At 72.0% G+C, this 15,383-nt stretch carries 15 protein-coding genes; 11 read left to right on the top strand and 4 right to left on the bottom strand.

All coding sequences use genetic code 11. The features are described from left to right. Positions 1-9: 9 nt before the first annotated feature. Positions 10-804 (bottom strand): CAP domain-containing protein, encoded by a 795-nt coding sequence (locus ABZ624_RS04280; protein ID WP_360082437.1) that lies wholly within the window; start codon positions 802-804, stop codon positions 10-12. Between the two features lie 375 nt (positions 805-1,179). Here ABZ624_RS04280 and ABZ624_RS04285 point away from each other — a divergent pair, with 375 nt between their 5' ends. Next, on the top strand, positions 1,180-2,094 hold the full coding sequence (locus ABZ624_RS04285; protein ID WP_360082439.1) for a HipA family kinase: 915 nt from the start codon (positions 1,180-1,182) through the stop codon (positions 2,092-2,094). A 48-nt stretch (positions 2,095-2,142) separates the two neighbouring features. Here the strand turns inward: ABZ624_RS04285 and aceB are convergent, their stop codons facing one another. Together aceB and ABZ624_RS04295 are read right to left on the bottom strand one after the other, a co-directional pair. Continuing rightward, positions 2,143-3,768 (bottom strand): malate synthase A, encoded by a 1,626-nt coding sequence (aceB, locus tag ABZ624_RS04290; protein ID WP_360082441.1) that lies wholly within the window; start codon positions 3,766-3,768, stop codon positions 2,143-2,145. Between the two features lie 184 nt (positions 3,769-3,952). Further along, positions 3,953-4,555: a nucleotidyltransferase family protein gene (locus ABZ624_RS04295; RefSeq protein WP_360082443.1), complete on the bottom strand. Its 603-nt coding sequence runs from the start codon at positions 4,553-4,555 to the stop codon at positions 3,953-3,955. 130 nt (positions 4,556-4,685) lie between these two features. On the opposite strand from ABZ624_RS04295, the gene ABZ624_RS04300 reads away from it, so the two are divergent. After that, the gene (locus tag ABZ624_RS04300) at positions 4,686-5,000 is read left to right on the top strand and encodes a DUF5955 family protein (RefSeq protein ID WP_360082446.1); all 315 of its coding nucleotides are present in this window, start codon (positions 4,686-4,688) and stop codon (positions 4,998-5,000) included. 96 nt (positions 5,001-5,096) lie between these two features. Here the strand turns inward: ABZ624_RS04300 and ABZ624_RS04305 are convergent, their stop codons facing one another. Next, positions 5,097-5,891: an IclR family transcriptional regulator gene (locus ABZ624_RS04305; protein ID WP_360082448.1), complete on the bottom strand. Its 795-nt coding sequence runs from the start codon at positions 5,889-5,891 to the stop codon at positions 5,097-5,099. Between the two features lie 273 nt (positions 5,892-6,164). Between ABZ624_RS04305 and allB the strand changes: the two genes are divergently transcribed. The 9 genes from allB to ABZ624_RS04350 all read left to right on the top strand — a co-directional run bounded on the left by allB (position 6,165) and on the right by ABZ624_RS04350 (position 15,270). After that, positions 6,165-7,502 carry an allantoinase AllB gene (gene allB / locus ABZ624_RS04310; RefSeq protein ID WP_360082450.1) on the top strand — a complete coding sequence of 446 codons (1,338 nt, stop codon included), beginning with the start codon at positions 6,165-6,167 and terminating at the stop codon, positions 7,500-7,502. A 52-nt stretch (positions 7,503-7,554) separates the two neighbouring features. Then, complete coding sequence (alc, locus tag ABZ624_RS04315) at positions 7,555-8,685, top strand: allantoicase (protein WP_360082452.1); 1,131 nt, start codon at positions 7,555-7,557, stop codon at positions 8,683-8,685. Positions 8,686-8,809: 124 nt separating this feature from the next. Further along, complete coding sequence (locus ABZ624_RS04320) at positions 8,810-9,625, top strand: AIM24 family protein (protein ID WP_360082454.1); 816 nt, start codon at positions 8,810-8,812, stop codon at positions 9,623-9,625. Positions 9,626-9,699: 74 nt separating this feature from the next. Beyond that, complete coding sequence (locus ABZ624_RS04325; protein ID WP_360082456.1) at positions 9,700-10,326, top strand: dihydrofolate reductase family protein; 627 nt, start codon at positions 9,700-9,702, stop codon at positions 10,324-10,326. Between the two features lie 92 nt (positions 10,327-10,418). Then, positions 10,419-11,327 carry a DMT family transporter gene (locus ABZ624_RS04330; RefSeq protein ID WP_360082458.1) on the top strand — a complete coding sequence of 303 codons (909 nt, stop codon included), beginning with the start codon at positions 10,419-10,421 and terminating at the stop codon, positions 11,325-11,327. A gap of 85 nt (positions 11,328-11,412) precedes the next feature. Beyond that, positions 11,413-11,826 carry a ribonuclease domain-containing protein gene (locus tag ABZ624_RS04335; protein WP_360082460.1) on the top strand — a complete coding sequence of 138 codons (414 nt, stop codon included), beginning with the start codon at positions 11,413-11,415 and terminating at the stop codon, positions 11,824-11,826. Between the two features lie 206 nt (positions 11,827-12,032). After that, positions 12,033-13,280 (top strand): histidine kinase, encoded by a 1,248-nt coding sequence (locus tag ABZ624_RS04340; protein WP_360083181.1) that lies wholly within the window; start codon positions 12,033-12,035, stop codon positions 13,278-13,280. Positions 13,281-13,341: 61 nt separating this feature from the next. Next, the gene (locus ABZ624_RS04345; RefSeq protein ID WP_360082463.1) at positions 13,342-14,013 is read left to right on the top strand and encodes a response regulator transcription factor; all 672 of its coding nucleotides are present in this window, start codon (positions 13,342-13,344) and stop codon (positions 14,011-14,013) included. 72 nt (positions 14,014-14,085) lie between these two features. Next, positions 14,086-15,270 (top strand): cytochrome P450, encoded by a 1,185-nt coding sequence (locus ABZ624_RS04350; protein ID WP_360082465.1) that lies wholly within the window; start codon positions 14,086-14,088, stop codon positions 15,268-15,270. The last annotated feature ends 113 nt before the right edge of the window (positions 15,271-15,383 follow it).

The raw sequence follows: 15,383 nt of genomic DNA on the forward strand, positions 1-15,383 counted from the left end.
CGGCGCGGCTCACCGGGCCGTGCCGAAGTCCTGGGTCCAGTAGCTGCCCGGCTGTGCGAGACCGACGCCGATCTGCTGGAACGAGCAGTTGAGGATGTTGGCCCGGTGTCCGGGGCTGGACATCCAGCCCGCCATGACCTCGTCCGCGGTGCTGTAGCCGTAGGCGACGTTCTCGCCGTAGGCGCTCCAGGCGTAGCCGGCAGCCGTGATGCGGTCGCCCGGGGCGGATCCGTCGGACCCGGTGTGCGACATGTTCTGGTGGGCCGCCATGTCCGCGCTGTGGGCCTGCGCGGCCCTGGTCAGCGCCGGGTTCAGGGTCAGGTCCTGGCAACCGGCCCGGGCGCGCTCGGCGTTGACGAGCTGCACGATGCGCGCGACGACCCCGGACGCCGTGGCGGTGGCCTTGGGCGTGCTCGGCGTGGCCTTCGGGGTGCTCGGCGCGGCAGGGGCCGTGGGCGCGGCGGCGGTGGCCCTGGGGACGGTGGTGGTCGCGGGCGCGGGGGCCGCGGCCTTCGTCGGGACGCTCGGGTGAGCGGTGGCCCGGGGCGCGGACGGCGCGGTGGACGGCGCAGTGGACGGCGCTGTGCCGGTGTGGTGGCCGTTGCGGTGGTGATGGTGGTGATGCCGGTGGGCGTGCTGCCACTGCAACGAGGCCGCGGTCGGCACGGCGCCCTGGGCCGGGTCGTCCGGGCCGTACGGCCAGTCGGAACAGGCCAGGGCGACGGATGGTACGCCGACGGCGCCGATGGCGACGGCGGCGATGACTATCCGCCGGTAGTACTGCGTCCTGCGGTGCTTGCCCATGCGTGAACCTCACTCGGTGATCGCCGAGCGGTCATTCTCAGGACGGCCTCACAAAGAGCGCAAAGGTCCCTTCCACCCTGCTTCTACTACCCCGCCTCGTAGGCCGGGGCGGGCCTTGCCAGACGGGCGAAGAGATGCCGACTTCGCATGCGCGACGTTTGCTCTCTGCTGTCGTCCTGTCAGAAACGCGCAGGGGACGGGGTATGGGAGGCGTCGCCGGGCGGGTGACGCGCCCTCGCTCGCCGGGCGACTCGAATCCGTGGCAAGACGGACAAGTCCTCTATATCCCCGGGGCGGCACCTACTATCCGGCCTCCTTAGTGGCCGACACTCCTGTGAGGGATGTCACCCGGCGGCCTGCTTTAGGGTGGCTGGTGTGCTGCGCGACGTGACTGCTGTTCGATACGTGACCCCGCTGCGGTCCGGCGGCTCCGTGCCCGGGGTCGTCGAGGCCGACGACGACGGCACGTACGTCGTCAAGTTCACCGGCTCGGCACAGGGGCACAAGGCCCTGGTCGCCGAGGTGATCGTCGGCGAACTCGCCCGCGCGCTCGGCCTGCGCTTCCCCGAGCTGGTCCTCGTCCACTTCGACCCCGCCATCGCCGCCGGCGAACCGCACCAGGAGGTGCGGGAGCTGCACGGCGCGAGCGCGGGGGTGAACCTCGGCATGGACTTTCTGCCGGGCGCCCGGGATTTCACCCCTCAGATCGCGAAGACCTTCCCCGTGGACCCGCTGGAGGCCGGCCGGATCGTCTGGCTGGACGCGCTGACCGTCAACGTGGACCGCACGGTCCACAGCTCCAACCTCATGGTCTGGCCGACGCTCGGCACCGCGCCGCCGCGCCTGTGGCTGATCGACCACGGCGCCGCCCTCGTCTTCCACCACCGCTGGGACACCACGACCCCGGGCAAGCGGTACGACTTCCGCCACCACGCCCTCGGCCACTACGGCCCCGACGTCCGCGCCGCGGACGCCGAACTCGCGCCACGGGTGACCGGGGAACTGCTGCGCGGCATCGTCGCCGAGGTCCCGGACGCCTGGCTGGCCGAGGACGCCGGCTTCGCGACGCCCGACGACGTCCGCGCCGCCTACGTCGACTACCTCCTGGCCCGTGTGCGCCTGTCGCACGAGTGGCTGCCCACCGACTTCCCGGGCCGTGCACAGCTCGCGGCCGAGGAGGCCGCCCGCGCCGAGAAGACGCAGGCGGGCCGCCCGGACTGGCTCAAGCGCGTCCCCGACCTGCACGGCAAGCCGGCGGCGGAACAGGACTGGTCGGCGCACCTGGGCTGAACGCCCAGTGGCCCCGGGGGAGTCCCCGGGGCCACCACCGGGTGATCGTCAGCCCTTGAGCTGCTCGTACGCCGGCAGGGTCAGGAAGTCGGCGTAGTCCTCGTCCAGAGAGACCGTCAGCAGCAGGTCGTGTGCCTCCTGCCAGTGGCCGGCCGCGAAGGCCTCCTCGCCGATCTCCTTGCGGATGGCGTCCAGTTCCTCGGCCGCGACCTTGCGGGCCAGTTCGGGCGTGGCCCTGTCGCCGTTCTCGAACTCGACGCCCGCGTTGATCCACTGCCAGATCTGGGACCGGGAGATCTCGGCGGTGGCCGCGTCCTCCATGAGGTTGAAGATGGCGACCGCGCCGAGTCCGCGCAGCCAGGCCTCGATGTAACGGATGCCGACCTGGACGGCGTTGACCAGACCGGCGTACGTCGGCTTCGCCTCCAGCGAGTCGATCGCGATGAGGTCGGCCGCCTCGACGTGCACGTCCTCGCGCAGCCGGTCCTTCTGGTTCGGCTTGTCGCCGAGGACCCTGTCGAAGGACTCCATGGCGATCGGGACGAGGTCGGGGTGGGCGACCCAGGACCCGTCGAAGCCGTCGTTCGCCTCGCGGTCCTTGTCGGCGCGCACCTTCTCGAAGGCGACCTTGTTGACCTCCGCGTCCCGGCGGGACGGGATGAACGCCGCCATGCCGCCGATGGCGTGCGCACCGCGCTTGTGGCAGGTGCGGACGAGGAGTTCGGTGTACGCGCGCATGAACGGGGCGGTCATCGTGACCGCGTTGCGGTCCGGCAGGACGAACCTGGCGCCGCCGTCACGGAAGTTCTTGACGATGGAGAACAGGTAGTCCCAGCGGCCGGCGTTCAACCCGGAGGCGTGGTCGCGGAGTTCGTAGAGGATCTCCTCCATCTCGTACGCCGCCGTGATCGTCTCGATCAGGACGGTGGCACGGACGGTGCCCTGCGGGATGCCGACGTAGTCCTGCGCGAAGACGAACACGTCGTTCCACAGCCGGGCCTCGAGGTGCGACTCGGTCTTCGGCAGGTAGAAGTACGGGCCCTTGCCGAGGTCCAGCAGCCGCTGGGCGTTGTGGAAGAAGTACAGGCCGAAGTCGACGAAGGCGCCGGGGACGGCACGGCCGTCGGTGTCGGCGAGGTGCCGCTCGTTCAGGTGCCAGCCGCGCGGGCGCATGACGACCGTGGCCAGTTCCTCGTTCGGCCGGAGGGCGTACGACTTCCCGGACCCCGGGTCGGTGAAGTCGATGCCGCGGGTGTAGGCGTCGATCAGGTTGATCTGGCCGAGGACCACGTTCTCCCAGGTGGGCGCGGAGGCGTCCTCGAAGTCGGCGAGCCAGACCCGCGCACCCGAGTTGAGCGCGTTGATGGTCATCTTGCGGTCGGTGGGGCCGGTGATCTCGACGCGCCGGTCGTTCAGCGCGGCCGGTGCCGGGGCGACCTTCCAGGAGTCGTCCGCGCGGATCGCGGCCGTCTCGGGCAGGAAGTCGAGGGTGGAGGTGCGGGCGATCTCGGCGCGGCGCTCGGCCCGGCGGGCGAGGAGTTCGTCACGGCGCGGGGTGAACCGCCGGTGCAGCTCCGCCACGAAGGCGAGCGCCGCGTCCGTGAGGACCTCTTCCTGCCGGGGCAGGGGCTCGGCGTCGACGATGGCCAGCGGGGACGGCGCTGGTGCGGACATGAGCTGTCACTTCCTTCAGCGGTGGCACCGGGTGCCTAGCGGCACGAATAGGGCGAACAGCGCCGACTGTGCGGGCAGGCGCTTCTGAACAGTGGATACTAGTTTTCTCATTGTGGAACTTCAATGGTTTGTTGATGTCGAGATTCTCTGGGTCGAGGCAAGGTGGCGCTCAGTGCCACCCCCTTCACTCAAGGTGGCGCAGGTCGGCTTCGGTGTCGATGTCGTACGGCGCGGCCACGTCCGCGCACTCCACGAGCCGGATGTGCCCGGCGTGCTCCGCGAGGTAGGCGCGGGCCCCTCGATCCCCGGTGGCCGTCGCCGCGATGCCCGGCCAGTGGGCCGCGCCGAAGAGCACCGGATGCCCGCGCGTGCCGTCGTAGGCGGCCGAGACCAGCGACTTCTCGTCCTCGAACGCACCGAGTACCCGCGCCACGGCCGCCGGTCCGATGGCCGGCTGGTCGACGAGGCTCACCAGGGCCGCGTGCGCCCCGGTACCGGCGAGCGAGGCCAGCCCGGCGCGCAGCGAGGAGCCCATGCCCTCGGCCCAGTCGGGGTTGTCCACGAGCACACAGCCGGCCAGATCGGCACGCGCCCGTACCTCGTCGGCACGGGCGCCCAGGACGACGTGCACGCGTGCGCACCCGGCGGCGCGCAGCACCCCGGCCGCGTGCTCGACCAGCGGGCGCCCCCGGTGCTCCAGCAGCGCCTTGGGGCGCCCGCCGAGCCGTCTGCCCCCGCCGGCGGCGAGCAGCAGCCCGGCGACCTCCTCGTGATGCTTGTCCGTCATGCGTCCTGCATACCTGACGCGAGGGGCGACGGCCCGTTTCCCTTGGGCTGAATTTCGGTCCGCGCGGTGGCGCTCCCGGACGCGGTGGCGTTTACTGACCCGCGCACGACGGCGTGTGAGGGGGAGGGCTGTGTTGCGGAGCTTGGGGCAGAGGTCAGTGACCGGCAGGGGCGAGGACCCGAGAGTGGCGGAACTGCGGACCGCGGTGTCCCGGCTGCGCCGCGAACTCGCCGCGCTCCCGTCCGAGTTTCCCGACCGTGCCATAGCCGAGGACGAACTGGCGGCGCTGGCGGCGATGGCCTCCGGCGGTTCACCGGAGATCCCGCGTCTGCGCAGCTCCCTTTTACTGATCGCCGGTGCGATCGGCTCGGTGAGTGCCTTGGCCAGGGGCCTGGGGGAGGTACGGCAGGCGGTGGACATGTTCGGGGGGCCGCCGCAGGCTTGAAGGCGTGCGGCGGTGTGACCTACCCAGGGGCGCGGGGCATGGCGCGATCAGCCACGGTGCACCCGCAGCCGCCCGCGCACGTGCGGCGCAGCCTCCTCAGGCGCCCGAACTGGCCAGAGCCTGGGACAGCTCGAGGGCGATCTGCTGCAACATCGGCACGATCTTGTCGGTGGCCGCTTCCGTCACCCGCCCGGCAGGCCCCGAGATGGAGATCGCCGCAGCCGTCGGAGACTCCGGTACGGACACCGCGAGGCACCGAACCCCTATCTCCTGCTCGTTGTCGTCCACGGCGTACCCCGCCTGCCGCACCTCCTCCAGCGCCGCCAGGAATCCCTCCGGCGTGGTGATGGTCTTCTCGGTGGCCGCGGGCATCCCGGTGCGGGCGAGCAGCGCCCGCACCTCCTCGTCCGGCACCCCGGCCAACAGCGCCTTGCCCACCCCGGTCGAGTGCGGCAGCACCCTGCGCCCCACCTCGGTGAACATCCGCATCGAGTGCTTCGACGGCACCTGCGCCACGTACACGATCTCGTCGCCGTCCAGCAGCGCCATGTTCGCGGTCTCGCCGGTCTCCTCGACCAGCCGCGCGAGGTACGGCCGCGCCCACGTGCCGAGCAGCCGGGACGCCGACTCGCCGAGCCGGATCAGCCGGGGACCGAGCGCGTACCGCCGGTTCGGCTGCTGGCGGACGTATCCGCAGGCGACCAGCGTGCGCATCAGCCGGTGGATGGTCGGCAGCGGCAGCCCGCTGGTCGCGGACAGCTCGCTCAGGCCGACCTCGCCGCCCGCGTCCGCCATCCGCTCCAGCAGATCGAAGGCGCGCTCGAGGGACTGGACGCCGCCTCCGTTGGAGGGCTTGGCGGAGTCGGTGGTGCTGGCGCTGGACGTCGGCACGGCGCGTTCCTTTCGGGGCTGACAGGAGGGCAGAAGCCTACCCGGCGGCCGGTTGACTCCCTGATCGTACGTAGCTACGTTCTGCTTGCTGGAATTCTAATTCCGCTTTGTGGAAACGTCCAGAGTCTGTGCGGCTGCGTGGTGCCCAGAAGTGTGCCCCTTGACGGCGGAGAAGCGGGAGTGAAGACTCCTTCAACAGAACGTTGAAATCCGTTACGTGGGTGTAAATCCCGTTTTCGGCGGCGTAAAACGGCGATACAGAGAGGGGTTCGGGTGTCCGACGCTGAACTGGTCCTGCGCTCGACGCGCGTCATCACTCCGGAGGGGACACGGGCCGCCACGGTCACCGTGGCCGCCGGGAGGATCACGGCCGTCCTGCCGTACGACGCTCAGGTCCGGGCCGGCGCGCGGCTGGAGGACTTCGGCGACCACGTCCTGCTGCCCGGCCTGGTCGACACCCACGTGCACGTCAACGACCCCGGCCGCACCGAGTGGGAGGGCTTCTGGACCGCCACGCGCGCGGCGGCGGCCGGCGGCATCACCACGCTGGTCGACATGCCGCTCAACTCGCTCCCGCCGACCACGACCGTCGAGAACCTGCGGGTCAAGCAGCAGGTGGCCGCCGACAAGGCGCACGTCGACGTCGGCTTCTGGGGCGGCGCCCTGCCGGACAACACCAAGGACCTGCGCCCGCTGCACGACGCCGGTGTCCTCGGCTTCAAGGCGTTCCTGTCCCCGTCCGGCGTGGACGAGTTCCCCCACCTCGACCAGGACCAGCTGGCCCGGACCCTGGCGGAGATCGCCGGCTTCGGCGGCCTGCTGATCGTGCACGCCGAGGACCCGCACCACCTCGCCGCCGCCCCGCAGCACGGCGGCCCCAGGTACGCCGACTTCCTCGCCTCCCGCCCGCGCGACGCCGAGGACACGGCCATCGCGAGCCTCATCGCGCAGGCCCGCCGCCTGGACGCGCGCGTGCACGTCCTGCACCTGTCCTCCAGCGACGCGCTGCCGCTGATCCGGGCCGCCCGCGCCGAGGGCGTGCGGATCACCGTGGAGACCTGCCCGCACTACCTCACCCTGACCGCCGAGGAAGTCCCGGACGGCGCGAGCGAGTTCAAGTGCTGCCCGCCGATCCGCGAGGCCGCCAACCAGGACCTGCTCTGGGAGGCGCTGGCCGACGGCACCATCGACTGTGTCGTCACCGACCACTCGCCCTCCACCGCCGACCTGAAGACCGCCGACTTCGCCACCGCCTGGGGCGGCATCTCCGGCCTCCAGCTCAGCCTGTCCGCCGTGTGGACCGAGGCCCGGCGGCGCGGCCACGGCCTGGAGGACGTCGTGCGCTGGATGTCCACGCGGACCGCGTCCCTCGTGGGCCTGGGACGGAAGGGCGCCATCGAGGCCGGACGTGACGCCGACTTCGCGGTCCTCGCCCCCGACGAGACCTTCACCGTCGACCCGGCCGGTCTCCAGCACCGCAACCGGGTCACCGCGTACGCCGGCAAGACCCTGTACGGCGTCGTGAAGTCCACCTGGCTGCGCGGCGAACGCATCGTCGACGGCGGCGAGTTCACCGAGCCGAAGGGCGCGCTGCTCGCCCGCCCCCAGTAAGCCCCCACCGCACCCCCACCCGGCCGACTCCAGAAAGGACCCCCTGATCACCGTGACGGCGCAGCAACATTCGAGTTGGGCCACCTTCACCGGCGACGCGAACCCCTACGGAGGCGGCGACCCGTACGCGGACTACCGCACCGCCGACTTCCCCTTCACCCAGTACGCCAACCTCGCCGACCGGCAGCTCGGCGCCGGTGTCATCGCCGCCAACGACGAGTTCTTCGCCCAGCGGGAGAACCTGCTGGTGCCCGAGGCGGCCGAGTTCGACCCCGAGCACTTCGGGCACAAGGGCAAGATCATGGACGGCTGGGAGACCCGCCGCCGGCGCGGCGCCTCCGCCGAGCACCCGTGGCCGACCGCCGAGGACCACGACTGGGCGCTGGTCCGGCTCGGCGCGCCCGGGGTGATCCGCGGGATCGTCGTCGACACCGCCCACTTCCGCGGCAACTACCCGCAGGCGGTCTCCATCGAGGCCGCGTCCGTACCCGGTGCGCCGTCCCCTCAGGAGCTGCTGGGCGACGACGTGAAGTGGACGACGATCGTCCCGCGCACGGCGGTCGGCGGCCACGCGGCGAACGGTTTCTCCGTGTCGGTGGAGCAGCGCTTCACGCATCTGCGCGTCAACCAGCACCCCGACGGCGGCATCGCCCGCCTGCGCGTGTACGGCGAGGTCGTACCCGATCCCGAGTGGCTGGCGGTCCTCGGCACCTTCGACGTGGTCGCGCTGGAGAACGGCGGCCGGGTCGAGGACGCCTCCAACCTCTTCTACTCCCCCGCCACCAACACCATCCAGCCGGGCCGCTCGCGCAAGATGGACGACGGCTGGGAGACCCGCCGCCGCCGTGACCGGGGCAACGACTGGATCCGCTACCAGCTGGCCGCCCAGTCGCAGATCCGCGCGATCGAGATCGACACGGCCTACCTGAAGGGCAACAGCGCCGGCTGGGCGTCGGTGTCCGTGAAGGACGGTGAGAACGGCGACTGGACGGAGATCCTGCCGCGCACCCGCCTGCAGCCCGACACCAACCACCGCTTCGTGCTCCCGGAGCCGGCCGTCGGCACGCACGCGCGCGTGGACATCTTCCCCGACGGCGGCATCTCCCGCCTGCGCCTGTACGGCTCCCTGACCGAGCAGGGCGCGGCCGGCCTCGCCGCCCGGCACCAGGAACTGGGCGGCTGACCCACCCCGTACCCGCGCGGGGCGCCCCCGGCCTGGACAGCACCGGGGCGCCCCGCGTGTCACCCACAAGGACCCGTTTCCGGTCACCTGGAACTTACGGGTCCGCCTCCCGCGTTCTTCCCGCGTGACCCTTCAGCAAGAGATCGTCGGCAATGCCATGCAGATGGCGGTCGTCAACCTGCAGCCCGGCCAGACCGTGTACTGCGAGGCCGGGAAGTTCCTGTTCAAGACGACGAACGTGACCATGGAGACGCGCCTGTCCGGCCCGTCCGGAAACGGCGGGCAGCAGGGCCAGGGCGGCGGGGGCGGTATGGGCGGCCTGCTGCGCCAGGCCATGGGCACCGCCATGCAGGTGGGCCAGCGCATGCTCGCGGGCGAGTCCCTGGCGTTCCAGTACTTCACCTCCCAGGGCGGCGAGGGCACGGTCGGTTTCGCCGGCGTGCTCCCGGGCGAGATGCGGGCCCTGGAACTCGACGGCACGCGCGCGTGGTTCGCCGAGAAGGACGCCTTCGTGGCCGCCGAGTCCACCGTCGACTTCGGTATCGCCTTCGCCGGCGCCCGCACCGGCATGAGCGGCGGCGAGGGCTTCATCCTGGAGAAGTTCACCGGGTACGGCACGGTGATCATCGCCGGCGCGGGCAACTTCATCGACCTCAACCCAGCGGACTTCGGCGGCCGTATCGAGGTGGACACCGGCTGCGTGGTCGCCTTCGAGGAGGGCATCCAGTACGGCGTCCAGCGCGTCGGCGGCCTCAACCGCCAGGGGATCATGAACGCCGTGTTCGGCGGCGAGGGCCTGTCCCTGGCCACCCTGGAGGGCAACGGCCGGGTGATCCTGCAGTCCCTCACCATCGAGTCCCTCGCCAACGCCCTGAAGAAGGCCCAGGGCGGCGACAAGCAGGGCCCGACAGGCGGCCTGTTCTCCACCCACGCCGGCTGAACCGATGAGTTGCGGATGCCTGCGGGGTCTGAGCTGATGACACAGACCCCGCACCCGGAAAGAAGGCACCCGCCATGGGCAAGCTCGTCTCCACCATCTTCGTCACCCTCGACGGCGTCTACCAGGCGCCCGGCGGCCCCCAGGAGGACACCCGGGGCGGCTTCGAGCACGGCGGCTGGAGCTTCACGTACGGAGACGACGACTTCGGCCGGTTCGTCACCGAGGTCTTCGGGCGCGCGGGCGCATTCCTGCTCGGCCGCCGCACGTACGAGATCTTCGCCTCGTTCTGGCCGAAGGTGACCGATCCCGCCGACCCGATCGCCGCCAAGCTGAACGCCCTGCCGAAGTACGTCGCCTCGTCCACCCTCACCGACCCCGGCTGGTCCGGCACCACCGTGATCGGCGGCGACCTCGCCAAGGAGGTCACCGCCCTCAAGGAGCGCACCGACGGCGAGCTCCAGGTGCACGGCAGCGGTGCCCTGGTCCGCTCCCTGCTCGACCTCGGACTCCTCGACACCCTCCATCTGCTCACCTTCCCGGTGGTGCTCGGCACCGGCCTCCGCCTGTTCGCCGAGGGCGCCGTACCGACCGCCTTCACGCACACCGCCGGACGCGTCACCTCCGCCGGTGTCTCCATCCAGTCCTACGACCTGGCCGGAAGGCCGCGGTACGGCTCCTACGAGCTCCCGGAAAACTCCTAGTCCCAAGATCGCCCCCGCCGGTACGGTGATCGCGCCCCGTGCGAGCCGCCGACGTCTGCGCACCCCCTCCGGAGACCGGGAGTGCCGCACCCATGTCGTCGATCGCCGTACCGGGAGCCGCCGCGCCCCGCCGCGCCTGGCACACCGACCTGCCGCTGCTGCTCGTCGCGGTCTGCTGGGGCGCCAGCTATCTCGCGGCCAAGGACATCACCACCGCCCGTTCGGTGCTCGCCGTCCTGGTGCTGCGCTTCGCGCTCGCCCTGCCCGTCCTGGCCGTCGCCGCCCGCCGCGCCCTGCGCGCCCTGACCGCGGCCCAGTGGCGCGGGGCGGCCCTGCTGGGAGTGATCCTCAGCGGGATCTTCCTGCTGGAGACCTACGGGGTGGTGCACACCTCGGCGACCAACGCGGGGCTCATCATCAGCCTCACCATGGTCTTCACGCCGCTCGCCGAGGCCGCCGCCACCCGTACCCGGCCGGCCCCCGGCTTCCTCGGCGCGGCGCTGCTCTCCGTGCTCGGCGTCGTACTGCTCACCCAGGGCGGCGGCTTCACCCGGCCGGGCACCGGCGACCTGCTGATGCTGCTCGCCGCGCTGGCCCGCACGCTGCATGTGCTCGCCCTGTCCCGGACCAGGGCCGTCCAGGGCGCCGACGCGCTGCCGCTCACCACGGTCCAGCTCGGCGCGTCCGTCGCCGTGTTCGCCCTCCTGTGCGCCGTCTCCGGGGGCCCTGCGCCCTGGACGGCCGCGGGGGACTTCGGTCCGCGGGACTGGGCGGGGCTGCTGTTCCTGTCGGTGCTGTGCACGGTCTTCGCCTTCTTCGTGCAGATGTGGGCGGTCCGCCGTACCTCCCCGTCCCGGGTGGGACTGCTGCTCGGCACGGAGCCGCTGTGGGCCGCCGCCGCGGGTATCGCCCTCGGCGGGGAACGGCTCGGGGCGCCGGGGCTCGCGGGAGGCGCGCTGGTGCTTGTGGGGACCGTGTGGGGACGCCGGGCGGCAGGTTAACTTCGCGAAAACTCATCGGACTTGACGGGAAAACCTTCAACTTTGTCGTTGACATGCCAACGTCTACGCGCGTCATCATGAGGGCATGAGATTCCCCCCACGCGCCACTCGTGTCGGCGCCGCAGCCGCACTCCTGTCCGCCCTCCTCGTGGGCGGCACCGTCTCCGCCACCACGGCGAACGCCGCCCCCACGACGGCCGTCGCAACCGCGTCGGTCGGCAGCATCTGCTACGGCGACCTGCCCTCGCAGGCCCACGACACCCTGAACCTGATCGACCAGGGCGGGCCCTTCCCGTACTCGCAGGACGGCACCGTCTTCACCAACAAGGAAGGTGTCCTGCCCAGCCAGAGGTCCGGCTACTACCACGAGTACACGGTGATCACCCCTGGCGCCCCCACGCGCGGTGCCCGGCGCATCGTCACCGGTGAGGAGTCCCAGGAGGACTACTACACCTCCGACCACTACGCCACGTTCGACCTGATCGACTTCGGCTGCTGAGCCGAGTTCACAGCTCCCCTCGCCCCGCGGCCTGCCCCCACGGCCACGGGGCGAGCTTCGTGGCGCCGCACGACTGCTCCCCCCGGTGTCACGCCGCCGAAAGTCCACAAGCGTGCGACTTTGGTCGCTGATCGGGTGTACGCCACGGCCCCGGCGGCCGATCCTGCGTAGATTTGCCGACCGTGAGCAAGGACGAGCCGATACGGATGACGCAGGGGTTCGCGGGCCGCCGCTGGCTGTTCCCCTCGGCCCTGGTGCACGAGCTGGACCTGGACGCCCGCGCTTCCGGCCGGCGGCCGCGGCGCACCGCGCGTGACTGGGTCGTCGACACCTCCTGTTTCCTGCTGGCCGCCGTCATCGGTCTGGCGGCGGCGCGGTCCGTGTCCGACGAACCCGGTCTGCCGCACTCCCTCGCCGTCCTCGACCAGACGCTCGGCGCCGTGGCCTGCGCGGCGGTCTGGCTGCGGCGCCGGTGGCCGGCCGGGCTCGCCGCCGCGATGGTCCCGGTCGGCCTGCTGTCGGACACCTCGGGCGGTGTGGCGATGGTCGCCCTGTTCACGCTCGCCGTGCACCGCCCCTTCCGCTACGTGGCCTGGATCGGCGGCGTCGACCTCGCGCTGGTCCCGCTCTTCTACTGGCTGCGGCCCGACCCCGACCTGTCCTACGCCGGAACCGTCGTGTTCACCACGCTGCTCACGGTGTCGATCACCGGCTGGGGCATGTTCGTCCGCTCCAAACGCATGCTGATGCTGAGCCTCAGAGACCGGGCCCACCGGGCGGAGACCGAGGCACGGCTGCGGGCCGAGCAGGCCCAGCGCCTGGCCCGCGAGGCCATCGCCCGCGAGATGCACGACGTCCTCGCCCACCGGCTCACCCTGCTCAGCGTGCACGCGGGCGCCCTGGAGTTCCGGCCGGACGCACCGCCCGAGGAGATCACCCGGGCCGCCGGGGTGATCCGGGAGAGCGCGCACGAGGCGCTGCAGGATCTGCGGGAGATCATCGGCGTGCTGCGGGCCGGCGAGTCCGAGGAGACGGCCGGCGAGCGGCGTCCGACGCTGGCCGCGCTGGACGCCCTCGTCGCCGAGTGCCGCGAGGCGGGCATGAAGGTCACCCTGGACCACCGCGTCGCCGACCCGGCCGCCGTCCCCGCCTCCGTCGGCCGCACCGCCTACCGCATCGCCCAGGAGGCCCTGACCAACGCCCGCAAACACGCCCCCGGCGCCGAGGTCACCCTGAGCCTCACCGGCACCCCCGGGGACTGTCTCACCCTCGCGATCACCAACCCGCCGCCCACCACCGAGCCCGCCCCCGTTCCCGGCTCCGGCCAGGGCCTGATCGGCCTCACCGAACGCGCTAGCCTGACCGGCGGCCGGCTGGAGCACGGCACCACGGCCGACGGGGGGTTCGCGGTACGGGCCTGGCTGCCGTGGGCCCGGACCGGACCGGCGGACTGACGATCCCGTCGTCCGCCGGCGGGGCCCCGCGCGCCGCCCGCACCGTGATTACGTAAGGCTCATGACACCGATCAGACTCCTCCTCGTCGACGACGACCCGCTCGTACGCGCCGGACTGGCGCTGATGATCGGCGGGGCCGAGGACATCGAGATCGTCGGGGAGGCCGCGGACGGCGCCCGGGCCGAGGAACTCGTCGCGCGCACCCGGCCGGACGTCGTCCTCATGGACCTGCGGATGCCCTCGGTGGACGGGCTCACCGCGACCGAGCGGCTGCGCGCACGGGCCGACGCCCCGCAGGTCGTGGTGCTCACCACCTTCCACGCCGACGAGCAGGTGCTGCACGCCCTGCGCGCGGGCGCCGCCGGATTCGTCCTGAAGGACACCCCGCCCGCCGAGATCGTCGACGCCGTGCGCAGGGTCGCGGCCGGCGACCCCGTCCTGTCGCCCGCCGTCACCCGGCAGTTGATGCGGCACGCGGCCGGTGGCGCCGCCGACGCACGCCAGGCACGCGCGCGTGACCGGCTCGCCGCCCTCAACGACCGCGAACGCGAGGTCGCCGTCGCCGTCGGCCGCGGCCTCGCCAACGCGGCGATCGCCACCGAACTGTTCATGAGCGTGGCCACCGTCAAGACGCACGTCTCCCGCATCCTCGCCAAGGTCGGCCTCGACAACCGCGTGCAGATCGCGCTGCTCGCCTACGACGCCGGACTCCTAGAGGAGGACGGGCACTAAGCCCGCGCGCCGCGCGTTGTGCCTGTACCGGGGGGCGCCCGGAGAGCCTCGGGGGAGTCCGGAAGGGGAGCGATGGACAGGCAACACGTGATCGACCTGGGGGAGTTGGGGGACGCCTTTCGCGCGGATCCTCATCCGGTGTACGCCCGGCTGCGCGAGCAGGGCCCCGTCCACCGCGTCCGGCTGCCGGACTGGCAGGACCCGGCCTGGCTGGTCGTCGGGTACGAGGAGGCGCGTGCAGCCCTCGCCGACAACCGGCTGGCCAAGGACGTCAGCAAGATCGGCGTGACCGTCATGGAGCAGGAGATGATCGGCGAGCACCTGCTGGCCACCGATCCGCCCCAGCACACCCGCCTGCGCGCGCTCGTCACGCGCGCGTTCACGATGCGCCGGGTGGAGCAGCTGCGCCCGCGCATCCAGCAGATCACCGACGAACTGCTGGACGAGATGCTCCCGGCCGGCCGTGCCGACCTCATCGCCTCCTTCGCCTACCCGCTGCCCATCACCGTCATCTGCGAACTCCTCGGCGTCCCGGACATGGACCGCGAGGAGTTCCGCAAGACGTCCACGGAGGTGGTCGCGCCGACCAATGAGCAGACGGCATACGACGCGGTCGTCAGCCTCGGCGCCTACCTCACCGAGCTGATCGAGGACAAGCGCCGCTCCGGCGCCACCGACGACCTGCTCAGCGATCTGATCCGCACCACCGCCGAGGACGGCGACCGGCTCTCCGCACAGGAACTGCGCGGCATGGCCTTCCTGCTGCTGATCGCCGGGCATGAGACCACGGTCAACCTCATCGGCAACGGCGTCCTGGCCCTGCTGACCCACCCCGCCCAACTCGCCGCCCTGCGCGCCGACATGAGCCTCCTGGACGGCGCCGTCGAGGAGATGCTGCGCTACGACGGCCCGGTGCAGAGCACCACCTACCGGTTCGCCGCCGAGCCCCTGGAGATCGCCGGTGCGGCCATCGAGCAGGGCGCCCATGTGGTGATCAGCCTCACCGCCGCCCAGCGCGACGGCGAGCGCTACGACGATCCGCACCGGTTCGACATCCGCCGCGACACCCGAGGCCACCTCGCCTTCGGCCACGGCATCCACCACTGCCTCGGCGCACCCCTGGCCCGCCTGGAGGGCAGCACGGCCATCGGCACCCTGCTGCGCCGCGCCCCCGGCCTCGCCCTGGACGGCGACCCGGGCGAATGGCTCCCGGGCCTGCTGATGAGAGGCGTACGCAACCTGCCGGTGCGCTGGTAACCACCGCACGCCGCACGCCCCGCCGGAGTCGGCGAGGCCCTCGGCGCCACTCGGGCCGGCGGGGCGAACCGCACCCCCACGGCCGGCGAGGCAGGGCGGCCGGCGGCAGCCGG

This window comes from Streptomyces sp. NPDC007205, assembly GCF_040634095.1.
Classification (GTDB): domain Bacteria; phylum Actinomycetota; class Actinomycetes; order Streptomycetales; family Streptomycetaceae; genus Streptomyces.